Annotated in this window: 18 protein-coding genes; 7 read left to right on the top strand and 11 right to left on the bottom strand. The window is 27.1% G+C overall.

Features of this window, described 5'->3' with window-relative positions; genetic code table 11:
* Positions 1-10: 10 nt before the first annotated feature.
* Entirely contained in the window at positions 11-1,048 is a 1,038-nt protein-coding gene (locus tag ACKU4C_RS06700; RefSeq protein ID WP_321315539.1) for a HAMP domain-containing sensor histidine kinase, read from the bottom strand.
* A 65-nt stretch (positions 1,049-1,113) separates the two neighbouring features.
* On the opposite strand from ACKU4C_RS06700, the gene ACKU4C_RS06705 reads away from it, so the two are divergent.
* From ACKU4C_RS06705 to ACKU4C_RS06715, 3 genes are all read left to right on the top strand, one after another.
* Positions 1,114-1,860, top strand: a complete 747-nt coding sequence (locus ACKU4C_RS06705) for a response regulator transcription factor (protein ID WP_321315540.1) — start codon at positions 1,114-1,116, stop codon at positions 1,858-1,860.
* Positions 1,861-1,932: 72 nt separating this feature from the next.
* Positions 1,933-2,301, top strand: coding sequence for a response regulator (locus ACKU4C_RS06710; RefSeq protein WP_321315542.1), 369 nt, complete (start codon positions 1,933-1,935; stop codon positions 2,299-2,301).
* 11 nt (positions 2,302-2,312) lie between these two features.
* A complete protein-coding gene (locus tag ACKU4C_RS06715; protein WP_321315544.1) occupies positions 2,313-2,489 on the top strand; it encodes a hypothetical protein in 177 nt (58 codons plus the stop codon).
* 26 nt (positions 2,490-2,515) lie between these two features.
* On the opposite strand, the gene ACKU4C_RS06720 is transcribed toward ACKU4C_RS06715, so the two are convergent.
* The 6 genes from ACKU4C_RS06720 to ACKU4C_RS06745 form a co-directional block, all read right to left on the bottom strand.
* Positions 2,516-3,016 carry a gamma carbonic anhydrase family protein gene (locus ACKU4C_RS06720; RefSeq protein ID WP_321315545.1) on the bottom strand — a complete coding sequence of 167 codons (501 nt, stop codon included), beginning with the start codon at positions 3,014-3,016 and terminating at the stop codon, positions 2,516-2,518.
* 82 nt (positions 3,017-3,098) lie between these two features.
* The gene (locus ACKU4C_RS06725) at positions 3,099-5,687 is read right to left on the bottom strand and encodes a M14 family zinc carboxypeptidase (protein WP_321315546.1); all 2,589 of its coding nucleotides are present in this window, start codon (positions 5,685-5,687) and stop codon (positions 3,099-3,101) included.
* 3 nt (positions 5,688-5,690) lie between these two features.
* Positions 5,691-7,193: a helix-hairpin-helix domain-containing protein gene (locus ACKU4C_RS06730; RefSeq protein WP_321315548.1), complete on the bottom strand. Its 1,503-nt coding sequence runs from the start codon at positions 7,191-7,193 to the stop codon at positions 5,691-5,693.
* A 12-nt stretch (positions 7,194-7,205) separates the two neighbouring features.
* A complete protein-coding gene (locus tag ACKU4C_RS06735; protein ID WP_321315550.1) occupies positions 7,206-8,111 on the bottom strand; it encodes an ATP-grasp domain-containing protein in 906 nt (301 codons plus the stop codon).
* Positions 8,112-8,136: 25 nt separating this feature from the next.
* On the bottom strand, positions 8,137-9,228 hold the full coding sequence (locus ACKU4C_RS06740) for a M20 family metallopeptidase (RefSeq protein WP_321315552.1): 1,092 nt from the start codon (positions 9,226-9,228) through the stop codon (positions 8,137-8,139).
* 168 nt (positions 9,229-9,396) lie between these two features.
* Positions 9,397-10,632, bottom strand: coding sequence for an argininosuccinate synthase (locus tag ACKU4C_RS06745; protein WP_321315555.1), 1,236 nt, complete (start codon positions 10,630-10,632; stop codon positions 9,397-9,399).
* A 145-nt stretch (positions 10,633-10,777) separates the two neighbouring features.
* Between ACKU4C_RS06745 and ACKU4C_RS06750 the strand changes: the two genes are divergently transcribed.
* Genes ACKU4C_RS06750 through lptB form a run of 4 tightly spaced genes read left to right on the top strand, consistent with a single transcriptional unit; the run spans position 10,778 to position 13,151 of the window.
* A complete protein-coding gene (locus ACKU4C_RS06750; protein WP_321315557.1) occupies positions 10,778-11,029 on the top strand; it encodes a S4 domain-containing protein in 252 nt (83 codons plus the stop codon).
* A gap of 3 nt (positions 11,030-11,032) precedes the next feature.
* On the top strand, positions 11,033-12,016 hold the full coding sequence (gene trpD, locus ACKU4C_RS06755; RefSeq protein ID WP_321315559.1) for an anthranilate phosphoribosyltransferase: 984 nt from the start codon (positions 11,033-11,035) through the stop codon (positions 12,014-12,016).
* A 3-nt stretch (positions 12,017-12,019) separates the two neighbouring features.
* Complete coding sequence (gene tsaE / locus ACKU4C_RS06760; protein WP_321315561.1) at positions 12,020-12,436, top strand: tRNA (adenosine(37)-N6)-threonylcarbamoyltransferase complex ATPase subunit type 1 TsaE; 417 nt, start codon at positions 12,020-12,022, stop codon at positions 12,434-12,436.
* The gene (gene lptB / locus ACKU4C_RS06765) at positions 12,429-13,151 is read left to right on the top strand and encodes an LPS export ABC transporter ATP-binding protein (protein ID WP_320033966.1); all 723 of its coding nucleotides are present in this window, start codon (positions 12,429-12,431) and stop codon (positions 13,149-13,151) included. The genes tsaE and lptB overlap by 8 nt, the downstream gene beginning before the upstream one ends.
* Here lptB and ACKU4C_RS06770 read toward each other — a convergent pair.
* The 4 genes from ACKU4C_RS06770 to ACKU4C_RS06785 are packed head-to-tail and all read right to left on the bottom strand — an operon-like array spanning position 13,148 to position 16,739.
* A complete protein-coding gene (locus ACKU4C_RS06770; protein ID WP_321315564.1) occupies positions 13,148-14,032 on the bottom strand; it encodes a GGDEF domain-containing protein in 885 nt (294 codons plus the stop codon). The two genes, lptB and ACKU4C_RS06770, sit on opposite strands and share 4 nt — an antisense overlap.
* The gene (locus ACKU4C_RS06775; protein ID WP_321315566.1) at positions 14,007-14,465 is read right to left on the bottom strand and encodes a response regulator; all 459 of its coding nucleotides are present in this window, start codon (positions 14,463-14,465) and stop codon (positions 14,007-14,009) included. The genes ACKU4C_RS06770 and ACKU4C_RS06775 overlap by 26 nt, the downstream gene beginning before the upstream one ends.
* A 51-nt stretch (positions 14,466-14,516) precedes the next feature.
* Positions 14,517-15,242, bottom strand: coding sequence for a 3-deoxy-manno-octulosonate cytidylyltransferase (kdsB, locus tag ACKU4C_RS06780; protein WP_321315567.1), 726 nt, complete (start codon positions 15,240-15,242; stop codon positions 14,517-14,519).
* 9 nt (positions 15,243-15,251) lie between these two features.
* Positions 15,252-16,739, bottom strand: a complete 1,488-nt coding sequence (locus ACKU4C_RS06785; RefSeq protein ID WP_321315569.1) for a PAS domain-containing sensor histidine kinase — start codon at positions 16,737-16,739, stop codon at positions 15,252-15,254.
* Positions 16,740-16,760: the final 21 nt, after the last annotated feature.

Here is a 16,760-nt window from a genome sequence, read left to right on the forward strand (position 1 = left end):
GTTTATATAGTTACTTTGCAATCTTAATTTTAAAACATGCTCCATTTGGAATATTATTTGCTGTTATTTGACCATCACAATGTTTTTCAAGAATAATTTTACACATATATAAACCAATACCTGTACCATTCTTTTTATCTTTTGTAGAAAAGTATGGATCAAAGATTTTATCAATAATCTCTTCTCTTATCCCCCCTGCATTGTCTGATATTTCGATAATTTGATAATATTCTTCATCTTTATAGTCTACTGTAACATGTGCATTTGATTTTATTTTTTGTTCTTTAAAAGCATCCTTTGAATTGTTAAAAATATTTAATATTACTTGTAATAATTCATTTTTAAATATATAAACTTTAGGAAGATTTTTTTTATTGTTAATTATTTTAATATTGTTATTCTCAAAAGCTTTTTCTATCATCTCTAAACTGTTTTCAATAACTTCATCCAAACTAACTGCTTCTTTTTCTTTTTTGGTTTTAAAAAAATTTCTAAAATCATCAATTGTTGTCGACATATAATTTAGATATTTATCAATATCTGTTAATTTCTTATTAAAAACATCTTTTTCATATTTTTCTAAATTTACTCTAAACTTTAAGTTTGATGTAGCTGCAGCAATCGAGGATAAAGGTTGTCTCCATTGATGAGCAATCATTGATATCATCTCTCCCATGGCTGCCATTCTAGATTGCTCTAACAATAACATCTCTTTCTTTTTTAGTTCTGTTAGGTTTTGTATAAATACTAACTTATAGATTTCATTTTTAAAATCTATATCTTTTATTTTAATAATAGCAGGAACAATTTTTGCATTTTTAGAAACTAATGATACCTCTTCAAAAATTTCATTATTGTATTCTAAATATTTTTTTTGAACATTTGGAATTAATATCCCTGTAGCAAGCTTACCTACTACTTCATCTTTATCTTTATAATCAAGAATATTTAACATAGAATTGTTTATATCTTCGATAAAACCATCTTTAATAATTAATATACCTTCAATTGTATTGTTTAGAAGCTCTTTAAAAAATCTCTTTTCCATTTTTTGCCTATTAATAAAATAAATTATTTTATAGTATAATTTATTAATTCTTTTTTGGAGCTAAAATGGTTGATTATGTGTTATTTGAAAAATATGCTAAAGATATAAAAGTTCTTTTTGTCGAAGATGATGAAAATATTATAAAAGAGACCTCTGAACTTTTAGGTTTGATTTTCAATCATGTTGATATAGCTAGAGATGGGAAAGAGGGTATTGAAAAATATTTACTATTTAAGCAAGAGAATGAATCTTTTTATGATTTAGTTATAACAGATATTAAAATGCCAAATATGGATGGTATTGAGTTATCTAAACTAATATACAAAGAGAATAAAGAACAACTTTTAATAGTGTTATCAGCTCATAGTGAAACTAAATATCTTTTAGAATTAGTAAATATAGGGATTTCTCATTTTATAACTAAACCTCTAATATATGATAGTTTTGTTCATGTTTTATATACAAAATTAAAAGAGTATTATGAAGTACATAATACAATTCAAAAAGATATATCTCCTGTTTTAAAAATAAATGAAAATCTTTCTTGGAATAAAGATTCTTATGAATTATTAAAAAACAATGAGCCAGTAAAGTTAACAAAAAAAGAATTATTACTACTAGAAATACTTTTTAAATACTGTGAAAAGACACATACTGTAGATGAAATATTAAATTTTATTTGGGCAGATGATTCTAATACTGCACCCGATATTTCAAATTTAAAGAATATAATCTCTAGACTTAGAAAAAAAGTTCCAGAACTTGATATTGAAAATGTTTATGGTTTTGGATACAGAATTAATCTAAAATAATACTATTTCTTTAAAAATAATACTATTTTGATACTATTGCTTAATATACTTCTAATATAGAAGGAGTCTATTATGGATTTTAAAGATTTTACAGTCCTTTATGTAGAAGATGAAGGGGTTATTAGATCAAATGTGGAAAAATGTTTAAACTATGTGTTTAATGTATTAGTCGCAAAAGATGGTCAAGAAGGTTTAGAACTTTTTAGTAATAATAAAGTTGATTTAATTATTACTGATGTATATATGCCAGAAAAAGATGGAATAACTATGTTATCAGATATTAAACAATTAAATCCAAGCGTGCCTTGTATAGTTACATCAGCATATGACCCTAAACTATTTGATCAATCTTGTGCATTTGAATCGTGCGATTATATTAGTAAACCTTTTGATATAAAAGAGTTATTAAATAATTGTCTTAAATCATTAGAGGTGATGTAAAGGTAAAAAAGATGAAAAAGTCAATCTTGTTATCATTTATTAGTATTATACTATTTTGTGCTTGTTCTAGTAATGAAAAAATAACAAAAGAAGAATGCTTAAATAAAGGTATGACTTATGAATATAAAACTGTGTTAAATTATAGAACAGGAGTATATGAAAAAAAATTTGTATGTACTAATAAATAGTATAAGCACAAAGAAAATCTTTATGCTTAAGTATACTCATTTTTGTATTCAACATAATGTTGTGCATGCTTTATAAGTTTGTTTACATCTTCTTGTGTTAATTGTTTAACAACTTTTGCAGGACTTCCCATAATTAAACTTTTTGGAGGAAATACTTTACCTGAAGTAACAAGTGAATTAGCTCCAACTATTGAACCTTCACCAATAACCGCATTATCTAAGATTGTTGCACTCATGCCAATTAAACAATTATTTTCTATTTTACAGCCATGAAGCATAACTTTATGCCCAATAGTTACGTTATCTCCTATAATTGTTTGTGAATCAACATCTGTATGTATCATTGATAAATCTTGTATATTTGAATTCTTACCAATTCTTACACTATTTACATCTGAACGAATTACACATTGAAACCAAACAGATGAGTTTTCGCCTATCTCTACATCCCCTATAACATCAGCACTGTGTGCAACCCAAGCAGTAGGATCTACTTTTGGATAAAATTCTTTAAATTTCATTAACATTTTTAAGTCCTATTATTGATTTAAAAAAAATTATTATAGCTTTTGAATTTAAAAATTGCAAGAAGCAAAAAAGAGTAAACTCTTAATTTGCTTTATATTCAATAATTACGGGTTCTGAGTAATTTGGAACTTCATCATAAGTAAACAGTGCATAATACTTATCAATATCTTTTGCACCAAAATCATCAAAAGTATAATTATCCATTCCTGCATAAAGTTTTTGACCATCATGGGTAGAGTAGGGCTTTCTAAATGCATTTTTAATAACTTTTACACCTTTTAAATCAGGGGTTTTAGGATTATCCCAAGTAAGTTTTAATTTTCCATTTTCTTTTGTAAGTTTTGCATTAGTTACTTTTTCAATAGGATATCTTCTTTTTGGGATATATTCAATTATCAATTTAGGAGATAAGTTTTGATTTTTTATTTCCCATGATACTTTTTTATCTTTAATCAATTTTTGTGAGGAAGTTGGTTTTAAAACAAATGCAATATCTGATTTGTCTTTTAGTTTTTCATTTAAATTAATTTCAGAATAACTATCAAAAGGAAAATATTGTGTTTGGTTGTTTTTTAATTCTGCTGCACTAACATCATATCCTATTGTTTGAATTATCTCTCTATTTGTAATACCATTGTAATCTTTATCAATATTTTCATCAACGAACTCTAAATGAAACCTAATATCATCTTTTATATAAATATTTTTTGAGTTTAATTCAAAGTACGCTTTAGTAATCATAGTATAATCAAAACTTGGAAGAGAAGAAAGATTAAACTCAAATGTTGAATAAATCTTTTTCCCTTCATTATCAAAACCTGCACTAACTTCATCTTCTACTACATCATCTTTTGATACTGTATAAACAGCTTTTGGATAAAGTTCAATAATATTTGGTTTTACTGTATATGTTATTTCTAATCTGGGTCTAAAAGGTAAACCATAACCAAATTTACCATAACCAATATCCCACTGCATCATCTGTCTAGTTCTACCAATAATTAACTCTTTTGGTCCTTCTACTCTAAAAACAACTTTCCCATATCTTTCAAATACATCTTGAAGGGCTTTACATTCAATACCTGAAAATTCCCATGTTCGCCAAATACCTTGTGTTAATTGGTGGGATTGAGTAGGTCTACCTACATATTTAACAATTTCCATATTATCTACATCATCAAAATTTGTAATATTACCCATTGTATCTTGATTTACAATACCCACATTCCATTCACCATATTTTTCTATTGTTGTTGAAACTCTATTTATAGGATATAAATTAAATGATGCATTTTTTATGATTGTGTTCTCTGCTAGTGATTGCAAACTAACTGTAACAATAGCATATGATACACCTTTATTTTCATCTACTCCAACAAATAATGAGTTGATTCCAAAATGTTTTGCATTATCATTTAAATTTTCTGCTACATATCCTGTTTCTTTTGCAGTTGCATAATAAGTTCTACTAAACTCATCATATTCTGGATCTGTTCTTAAACTAATTTGTGGATAAAATGGCGATTTTTCAAATGTTTTTTTATTTACAACCCTTATGTTATAAAAATAATCTTTATTTGTTTCTAGATTTATATCTGTAAACTCTAAAGCTTGTGTTCTAGCTATCAAGTTTGAAGTTTTACAAAAATATTTATTTCTTTTTGCCCTATATATTTCAAAAAATATATCTTCGTGGGTTTGATAATCCCATTTTAAATTAACATGATTAGAACCTATTTCTGTAATTTCAAAAGAGTTAACTCTTTTTAATGAGTTCTTTTTAGAATAATTTCGTGTTTCTTTTAAAGCAAGCAATAAAGCTGGTATATGTTCTCTAATATTTTCATCCATATCATTCATATAATCAGATATATTTCTAGTTCCAACCTCTACAACCGTAGAGATAATACCTTTTGAGTGATAAAACTCTCTACCGCTGCCAGATATAAGTTTTATTGGTGGTTTTCCTTGATGAATACCATATTCTCTACCAGAAATTTTTCTAATCTCTTCAGCCATATTTGCACATAAAATATTCATATCTGTAGTATCAACAGTATCTTCATGTCTAAAATCATGTGCTGGGAAAAACACATTTCCTTGTGAGTGATAATCTAATGCTATAGTAATATTTTCATGAGTTTCTACAAAATCTCTCAATGCTTTTGTTTCTGGTTCACTAAAGGGTTCTGGACCCCCATAAACATTTGAAGTAGTAGATGTTGATTTCACATATCCTATTGGAAAGTTTCTATTTAAATCTACTCCATATGAACCATCTGCATTAACTCTTCTATTTTTTCTCCAAAAAGAAAAATGTGTTCTTGAATATTCATACCCATCTGGATTTACACATGGAACCATATAAATAGTTGATTTTTTTAAATATTTTTGTAATGTTGGGTCATGCTGAATATTTTCTAAAATATATTTTGTAAACTCTATTGCTAATTCATGTCCTATCCATTCTCTAGCATGAATAGTCCCAGTATAAAAGAGTGCAGGTTTTTCATCTGCTGTGTTTATATCTCCTGAAATAGTAATAAGATTTATCTCTCTTTTTTCCCATGTTTCTCCAATCGATTCTATTTTGAAATTATTAGGGAATTTTTTTTGATACTCTTTAAAAATATCTGTTGATTCTTCATATGAGCGATATAGCTGCTTCAAATATTATTCTCCTACTTTAAGTCTTGATTTTAATTGAACAAGTTTATTTTTACCAATACCATCTATATCTTTTAGTTCATCAATAGAATTAAAACCTTTTGTTTTTTCTCTATATTCTAAAATAATTTTTGCAAGTTTAGCACCGATACCTTTTATTTTCTTTAATACAGACTCATCAGCATCATTTATATCTACTCTCATGTCATCAAGGTTGTCATTCCAAGTTTTTAATATTTGTTCATCTATTGATTCTAATTCTAATAAATCACTTGAGTCTGTAATAATGTTCTCTTTTGTATATTCATGTATCTCGATGGCAAGATTCTCTTCCATCCCATGAAGAGTCATTATATCAGTTAAAGATGCACTATTAAAGTTTATTTTTTGGATTATAAGTTCATTCTTTTTTGGTTCCTTATTTAAATCTTTTTTAATAGGCAATTTATCAGGTGCAATTGATTCTGGTACATCATTTGGAGTACTCAACTTAGCTTTTTCCATATCAAAACTATCTTTTGGTTCATTTAAATACCATGTTCCATCACAAGATGGTTTATATTTACTAAAGCCAATATGCCTCATTGTTCTTAACAATGATGAATCAATTTTCCCTAGCTCTTCCCAAGAAAATAGAGGAATATGTGGCATAGAATATTTTCCATTAGAAAAATCCCACATCAAATATTGACAAATCCAATCTCGAATATAAGGAAAAGCTGCAAATGCAGTAGCACACTCTAAAATATATGCCTTATCTGTTTTAGCATCAATGGCAATATCACAAGCCCAATACTCTGCTTTAGCAGCCTTACTTGCTTCAACAGCTAATTCAAGTGCATTCATTGGAATATTATCATATGACATTGAACCACCCTGAGAAGTATTTGTAATCCATTCACCATCGCCTGAAAATCTCCAAAACGCACACACAGGTTTATGTCCTACTAACATAACTCTGATATCACCTGAATATTTTAAATCAATAGCATCTTGAGTATAAATTGGATTATATTTCTCTTTTTCTAGTAGTTTTTTAGCTTCTTTATAATTATCAGCTTTATGTACAAAATATCCACCATAATTTGATGGACCATATGATCTTTTTATTATTTGAGGATATTTTGCTTTGTTTTTTAGATAATTAAAACCTTTTTCTTTATCATAAAATATTTTTGTTTTTGGAATTGATAAAGCATATTTTTTACAAAATAATGTAACATTCTCTTTAGATTTATTTGAAAATTGTGTTTCTAAAGATGGTACAAATCTAACATTGGGAAGCTCTTTTGATATCTCAACAAATGTATCATATGCTGTAGCAGGAATATTACCGATTAAGATATCAATCTTTTTCTTTTTAACCTCTTTAACAAACCTATCTTTATCATTTTTCCAATGATAAGTAACAGATTCAATTTTGTCAGGCCAACCTTTAAAATTAGAATGGTCAAAAAATCTTAAAACATAATCAAGATATAAAAAACCTAATTTTGGCAAATTCTTCATATACATTTTCCTTTATTTTTTATTTATTTTTTTATCTATTAAATCAACAATTAATTCAATTTTTTTATCATTATAGTCAATACCAATTTTTTCTTGTTCTGGTGTTATAAATGCAGGGATACCATTTACTTCAAGTACTACATATTCTTCTTTTTTTCTGTCATAAATTATATCAACTCCACCAATGTCAAGGCCAGTAACTTTAACAGCTTTGAGTGCCAATTTGATTACACTTTCAGGAATCTCTCTTTTAAAAACACTACCTCCACTAGTAACATTTGTTCTCCAATCACTACCACCTGCTTTTCTTCCATAACCACCAACAAATTTTCCATCAACTACATCTATTCTAAAATCTGTGTTATCATAATCAATAAATTTTTCAACATAAAAATATCGTAAATCCATTTGATTTAAAAATGGCAGTAAGACATCAAGTGTTTCTTCATTTTCAATTTTAGTTAATCCAACTCCACCCCAACCATCAGTTGGTTTATATACCATCTTATCCCATTTTTTTATAATTGCTTTTAATTGATGAGTGTCATCTCTATGGCATAATTTGTAATCTGCTGTTTGTATTTTATTTCTTCTTAGCAAGAAAGAAGTATGAAATTTATCTTCAGTAAGTTCAAATGATTCATAAGTATTTATCATTGGAATAATTTTATTTAATGCTTTATACAAATACATTTGATATTGTGTTTGTTCCCCTGCGTTATAAGAGAAGAAAAGATCTAATTTATCTAATTTAATATCATTCCAAATTATATGACCATTTTTGGCAATCGCATCTCTTAAATTGATATTTGGAATAACATCAATCCCTTTTTTATCTAATAATGTAATTATTTTCTCTTGTATCTTATCTCCACCACCATTTTGGTATAACCACATACCAATCTTTTTTCTTTCCATTTTATCCCCTATGTAAATTTAGTTTTTAATTTTTTTGATAGTAGTCTAATATTTTTGTCATCATTGAAATTCGTTGCTCAAAAGAACTTTTTAGTGCTCTTTCATTTATAGTATGGTCTCCATCCCCAAAAGGTCCAAAACCATCTAAAGTTGTGGTACCGCAACTCGAAACGATGTTTGCATCACTTACACCACCTCTTCTTTCTGTTAATATTTTTTGTTTAGTTAATTTTTCAAAAAAACTTATTAGTTCTAATTGTTTCTCATTTTCTTCCATTACTCCACGCTGTATAATACCATCAGCATGAGATTTTGTACCTTCTACATAAGAAATAGATGTAATTTTTTCTACTTCATTTATGATTCTTGTTTCTTCCTCTTTTTTATCAAACCTAAACTCCATCATAAGTTCACAGTGTGGAGATACAGTATTGATACCAATACCACCTTCTATTTTTCCAACATTAATGATAGTTCCCTCTTCAAAATTGATTAGTTCATGATATTTTTGTAGTTTTATAGCACCTTCTAAATTAGCATTTATGCCTTTTTTATACGAAGTTCCAGCATGACTTGCTTTTCCTTCAATTTTTATAATATATCTTCCTACCCCTTTTCTTGCTGTAACTAATTCTAAATTAGCCCCTGCAGCTTCAAATACAAAACAATAATCATAATCCTTTGCGATTGAAGAGGTAACTTCTTTTGAATCATCACTTCCTGTTTCTTCATCTGATACTAATAAGAAATCTATATTAATAATCTCTTTGTTTTTTTCATAGATATTTCTTAAAGCTTGTAAAGCTACAATGTTGCCACCTTTCATATCACAAACACCAGGGCCATAAACCCATTCGTCATCCTCTTTAAAGCTTTCAAAATATCCTTGAGGAAAAACAGTATCATTGTGTCCTAAAAGAAGTATTTTTTTCCCTTCTTTTTTTGTAGTTTTAAATAATAAGTGATCACCGATTAGTTCTCTTTTAAAAGTAGTCATTTGAAAACCTAAAGGTGTTAGCCATGAGCTCATAATATTTCCAACTTCATCAACACCATTTTTATTTTGGGTATAAGAGTTTATATTGATAATTTTTTCTAAGTCTTTTAAGTAGTTCATAAAATTTTCCATAATAATAGAATATAGAAATCTTATATTTAATAGAATTTGATAAGCAAAAGCATTAATATATCGATTAGAATTATTATACTAGGCTTTTGATACAATATGGAGACAGAAAATGGTCATTAAATAACCATTTTCTATAAAAATTATACAGAATGTAATCTATTTTTGTTTTTGTCCTGCAATAATAAATCTTAATGCATTTAATCTAATAAATCCTTCTGCATCTTTTTGATTATAAACTTCATCTTCTTCAAATGTTGAGTGAGCTTCTGAGTAAAGAGATTTTGATGATTCTCTACCAACTACAGTAACATTACCTTTATAAAGTTTAAGTCTAACAGTACCTTCAACATTTTCTTGAGTTTTATCAATTGCTGCTTGAAGCATCTCTCTTTCAGGAGAAAACCAGTATCCTTGATAGATAAGTTTTGCGTATTTTGGCATTAATTCATCTTTCAAGTGAGCTTCTTCTCTATCTAAACAAATAGATTCAATTGCTCTATGAGCTTTTAGCATAATTGTACCACCTGGAGTTTCATAACATCCTCTAGCTTTCATACCAACATATCTGTTTTCAACAATATCAACTCTTCCTATACCATGTTTATTACCATAGTCATTTAACTTTTTAAGTAAAGTTGCAGGTGACAACTCTTCACCATTTATTGAAATTGGATCTCCATTTTTATATCCAATTGTAATATATTCAGCTTCATCTGGAGCTTCTTCAGGAGAGTTTGTCCATAACCACATTGAATCTTCTGGCTCATTATTTGGATTTTCTAAATGTAATCCTTCATAAGAGATGTGTAAAAGATTTGCATCCATAGAGTATGGACTAATTGCTGGGTTACCATCTGCATCAAGGTGTTTTTTATCAATCTCAATACCATGTTTTTTTGCATAGGCAAGTAGTTTTTCTCTTGAATTTAAATCCCACTCTCTCCAAGGGGCAATAACTGTAATATCAGGCTTTAGTCCTAAATATCCAAGTTCAAATCTTACTTGGTCATTACCTTTACCTGTTGCACCATGAGATACAGCATCTGCACCCATTTTATTTGCAATTTCAATTTGTTTTTTTGCAATTAAAGGTCTTGCAATAGATGTACCAAGAAGATATTCTCCTTCATATATTGCATTTGCACGGAACATTGGAAAAACATAATCTTTAACAAATTCTTCTTTAATATCTAGTATAAAAATATTTTCTGGTTTAATACCACAAGCTAAAGCTTTTGCACGTGCTGGCTCAACCTCTTCACCTTGTCCTAAATCAGCAGTGAATGTAATAACTTCTGCATTATATTCATCTTGAAGCCATTTTAAAATAGTTGAAGTATCAAGCCCACCACTATAAGCTAATACAACTTTTTTTACTTCTTTTTTACTCATAATAAAATTCCTATGATAATCGATTTTAAGCGCATATTTTATCAAAAATAAACTATTAAATGAATTAAATATGAATATTTTTCTTTACAAGTAATATTTTAATAAACAAAAAAGTTTTTAATAAAAATTAGATATAATCTAAGCCATGAGAATAGATAAATTTTTAAATGCAGTAAATATTACAAAAAGAAGGGCTGTTGCTGAAGATATGTTAGAACATAAAGTTGTTTTCATAAACAATCTTCCAGTTAAAAAAGCAAAAGAGGTTAAAATAGGGGATATTATAGAGATTAGATATCTTGAGAGAACAGATAAGTTTAAAGTTCTTCAAATACCAGTTACTAAATCTACACCTAAATCTAAAATGTCAGAATATGTTGAAGTGATGCAAGGATAAAAAATGTTTAATATGGCTAAATTAAAATTTGATGATATATTTGAAAACAAATTACCAGAAGAGGAAGTTAGAGAATATTTAATTGAATTATATGAAAGAGGAGAAACAGCAGCAGAAATAGCTGCAGCAGCAAGTGCAATGCGAGATCATATGATTCCTCTTCCAATACATTATGATTTAAAATCTAAAGCTATTGATGTAGTAGGAACGGGTGGAGATAAAAGTTATAGTTTTAATATTTCAAGTACAGTATCAATACTATTAGCTGCAGCTGGTTGTTTTGTGGCAAAGCATGGAAATAGAAGTATAACAAGTAAATCTGGAAGTGCTGATATGCTAGAAGCATTAGGTATTAATTTAAATCTTTCAATTGAAAATTCTGTAAAAATGTTAGAAGAGACTGGTTTTTGTTTTATGTTTGCACAAAATCACCATCCAGCAATGAAATACATTATGCCAATTAGAAAATCAATTCCACATAGAACTATTTTTAATATCTTAGGTCCTTTATCAAATCCTGCTTCAGTTTCAAAACAATTAATTGGTGTATTTGATAAATCATATATTAATAAAATTGCAACAGCTTTAGATATGTTAGAAGCTAAAAAATCAATGGTTGTATCATCAAATGATGGCATGGACGAAATATCAATATCAGATATATCTTATGCAACATTGTTAGATAATGGAAAAATAGAAGATTTTGTTATTGACCCACAAGAGTATGGACTAAAATTAGCTCCTAAAGATGAGATTGTTGGTGGTGATGGTAAAGAAAATGCAAAAATTACATATGATATTTTAACTGGAGTAACAAAGGGTGCAAAACTAGATATTGTACTTTTAAATACAGCTGCAGCTTTAGTTGTTGATAATAAAGCAAGAGACATAAAAGAGGGAATTGAAATTGCCAAAGATACAATTAATAATAATAAAGCGAAAGAAAAGCTTGAAGAATTAATAAAAATATCATCACAGTTGGTTTAGAATTTGACTTTTTTACTAGAATTAAATGAGATTGATAAAATTGTAAAAAAATTAAAAGAGAAATTAGAAGTTTTAGATTTTAATTGTGTGGTAATTCTGCGAGGAGATTTAGCTAGTGGTAAAACTACATTTGTTAAAAATTTTGTTAAGTCTCTTGATGTAGATGAACTTGTTACGTCACCAACATTTTCTTTACAATCTATATATAGTGAAAATATATTTCATTATGATGTTTATAATAAAACTTTAGAAGAATTTATATCTTTAGGATTACTTGAAGAATTTGAAAAAGAGGGCGTGCACTTTGTAGAGTGGGGTGATGAGAAGTTAGAAGAGATATTAAACTCATATGGATTTAATATCATTGTCCTAAATATTGAAAAAAGAGATAATAAAAGGTTATATACAATAAATGAGTAAATTAAGAGTAGAAGATATAAAAAAAAGTATTAAAAAAACACAAATTTTGCATGGAATATCTTTAGAGGTTAATTCAGGAGAAATTGTTGGACTTTTAGGACCAAATGGTGCAGGTAAAACAACTACATTTTATACGGTTTGTGGGCTAATAATTCCAAGCGCTGGTAAAATATATTTTGATGAAGAGAATATCACATCTTTGCCATTACATAAAAGAGCTTTAAAAGGGATAGGATATTTACCCCAAGAGTCTTCTATTTTTAAAGATTTATCTGTAGAAGACAATCTAATGTTAGCAGCACAAATAGTTACAAAAGATAAAAAAGAACAACATAAAAGAGTGGAAGAGTTACTTGAAGTATTTAATATTGAACCAATTAGACAAAGAAAAGGTGTGTCTTTGTCAGGAGGGGAGAGAAGAAGAACTGAAATAGCAAGAGCTTTGGTATCTAAACCTAAATTTTTACTTCTTGATGAACCCTTTGCTGGAGTTGATCCAATTGCAGTTAAAGATATTCAAGAGATTATTCATGAATTAACCAAAATTGGGATAGGGGTACTAATTACAGATCATAATGTAAGAGAAACCCTTGAAATATGTGATAGAGCTTATGTTATGAAAAATGGAGCTTTACTTGCGTCTGGTAATGCAGATGAAATTAAAAGTGATGGAAGTGTAAGGGAACACTATTTAGGAGAAAGTTTTAATTTTTAATTACAAACTATCCTATTTATCCCTTCATTTTTAGCTTTTGCTAAAGCTTCTTCAACTCTTTTTAAAATAGATATATCATTATCTTCTTCTTGTAGTTTTGATATACCAAAACTTGTAGTAATCTCTTTTGATATATTTGAAAACTTATGTTCTTGAATACTCTCTAAAATTTTTTGAGCAACTTTATTTGCCCCAGGAACTTTTGTTTGTGGAAGTAATATTAAAAATTTTTCTGTTGCCCATCTTACGACAATATCATGTTCTCTAACACTATTAATTATAATTTGTGCAATATCTTTTAATACATTATCACATGTTTCTTTTGTAAATTCATTATTTAGATCTACAAAGTTGTCTATATCAAAAACTATAATAGATAAAGCATTATCATATCTTTTATCTCTTTTTATCTCTTTTAAAAATATATCATTAAATTTTTGTCTATTAAATAAACCAGTTAATTGATCATGGCTAGCTTGATATTCCAAAAGGTTTGATTTTTCTTTTAATGATGTGATATCAGTTAATGATATAACAAAATGCTCTTTTTTATTTTCATAATCATCAATAGTAACTGTAAAAATTCTATCTTCACCATCTTTATTTTCCATTTTAACAACCCTATCAGCTTCAGTTAGTTTTTGAATCTCTAAAATCCAATGACTATCTGTATCAACTATAGCTTTATTAAAAAACCTCTTATCCTCTTTAAACTGACTAACAATTGATTTTTTTGTACTTAAAAAATCTTCATAAGAGGAAACATTAAAAAACTCTAAAAACTTTTTATTAACTTCAACTATCTTTGAAAAATTTGTTAAAAAGACAATATTATCTTGAGCATCAAGAAGAAGTTTAGTTTGTTTTGTTACTTCTTCCACCTTTATCTTCAAGGTTTTTTGTGATTTTTTCTAATCTTTTTCTTAAAAATATTGGTTCAACTGCTTTTATCATACTATCAATTAAATGATATAAATCAATTGGTTTCATAGCATAAGAACTAACTTTTACATCAATTGCTTCTTTTAAAAAATTTGGGTCACTATGTGCGCTTGTTATAACAATAGGGATCTCTTTATCTTTTTCCCTAATAATATTACACATCTCAAGTCCACCCATTCTTGGCATATTTATATCTGTTAAAATAAGATTTAATTGACTATTTTCATAATATTTTTCAAGTCCTTCTTTACCGTCTTTAGCAACAACAACCTGATTTACTATACTACTAATTGTTTTACTTGTAAATTCACGAACTTCATCTTCATCTTCTACATATAAAACATTAATGTCTTTTAAAATCTCTTTATTCATACTAATATATACCTTTAAAAAAATATAAGATATTATTGTATCATAAATTATTTAATTTACAAAAATTTTTAAAGCATTTCTTAAATCTTGTTCAGTATCAATACCAAATGACTTCGATTCAACTTTTACCATTGCTATATTTTTACCATTATCCAAGGCTCTTAATTGTTCTAATTTTTCTATTTTTTCTAATTTAGATGTAGATAACTTACAAAAATTATTTAATGATTTTTTAGTAAAACCATAAATTCCCAAGTGTCCATTATAAGAAGAGTTTTCATAGTGGTCTCTATGATATGGTATTTTTGCTCTTGAAAAATAGATAGCATTTAAGTGTTCATCTAAAATTACTTTAACATGATTTGGGTCATCTGCTAACTCTGAACTAATTGATTTATAACAACTTACAATCATTATATCTTCTTTATTCTCTTTTACACGCTTAACTCTATTTATAACTTTTTCAATTACACTAGTTTCTATAAATGGCTCATCTGCTTGCACATTTATAATAATATCATCCTCAGCTAAATTCAAAATATTTGCTGCTTCATTTATTCTGTCTGTACCACTTTGGTGCTCACTTGAAGTTAATACGGCTTTAAATCCATGTTCTTGTGCTAATTTAATAACTTCTTGTGAGTCTGTTGCTATAACTACTTCATCTAAATCACTAACTTGCTTTGCAGTTTTTATTACCATTGGTAAACCTAAAATATCTACTAATATTTTATTTTCAAATCTGCTAGAATTAAGTCGTGCAGGTATAATAATCATATAAAATCCTTAATTTATTGGTATAGAAATTTTAACTAAAATTCCATCCTTGTCATTTGTTACTGTAATAACACCTTGCAATTGTAAATTAACAATTAATTTACTTATGTATAGTCCTAATCCTACACCATGCTTTTTCTCTTTTGTTGAGAAGTATGGTTCAAAAATTTTATGTAGTATATCTTCTGAAATACCACCCAAATTATCTTTTATTTCAAATATAATTTTATCCTCATTATGGTATTGTAGGATTTCTATTTTTGCATTATTTTTACTTTTTCTTTTATATTGTTCATTAGAATTTATTAATATATTTGTAAGTACAGTTATTAATTCTTCTTCAAATGTTGAAAATTCAAAATCTTTATCAAGTTTTGTATTTATATTAATATTTTTATCTATATCAATTCTTCTTAGAACAGTATTTATTATTTTTTCTGCATTTGTAATAGTTTCTTTTGAATTATTTTTTATAAAATGTTGAAAGTTCTCAATAGTTTTAGATAACTTGTCTGCTTCATTTTTTATTTTATCTAAAGATTTTATGGCATCATCTTGATTAGGATTAATTCCCATAGAGTAATCAAGTTCTAATTTTTGTGCTTGTACTGAAATAAGATTTAGAGGTTGTCTCCATTCATGTGATAATTTTTGTAAAGTTTCTGTAATAATCAATAGTTTTGATTGGTTTTTTAAAATATTATTTTTTTCAATAATCTCTTTTTTTGCATTAAGAATCTCTTGTTCTAAAATTATTGCTTCATCTTTTAGATCAAGTTGATTTGATATATCAAATATCAAAGAAGTATAACCGGTAACATCTCCATATTTATTGTACATTGGTTTGATTTTTATATTAATAAAAAATGAATCATTATTATATTTTAAAGCTTTAATTTTCCCACTAAACTCTTGTTGTGCTTCTAAAGTCTTATCAATGTTTTCAAATATAATCTTATCAGTATTTTCATCTAAAAGTTTTTTATATGGGGTGTTTATGATATCATCTTTTTTATATCCAAAAAGTTTTAAAAATGCATTACTAACCTTTGTAATGTAACCATGTAAATCAATATGCATCGAAACTACATAATCATCTAAAATTTCATCGTCTGAAACTTGTGATGTAATATCTTTTGTATTTATTACAAACAAAGATTTATTTAACATTGTTGAGATTGTAATTTTAAGATAAACCTTCTCTTTATCTTTTCTTATACATACTAAATCTATTTCTGCTTTGTATTTTTTACTTTGAGAAGTATCGACATTTAATAACTCCAAAAAAGGGTTTATAAATTCGCTTTTCATATAATTTATAAGTTTTGTATTTATTAATTCATCTTTATTAAATCCAAGAATTGGCATAAAGGCATTATTAACATAGATCAATTTTGTTGATTTATCAATTATACCTATTCCATCCCATGAGTTATTAATAATTTCTTGCAACTCTTTGTTGTTTCTTTTTAATTTTTCAATATCTTCTAAAGACAATACAAAACCTTGTTTTTAAGT

The organism is Halarcobacter sp. (genome assembly GCF_963676935.1).
In the GTDB taxonomy this organism is placed as follows: domain Bacteria; phylum Campylobacterota; class Campylobacteria; order Campylobacterales; family Arcobacteraceae; genus Halarcobacter.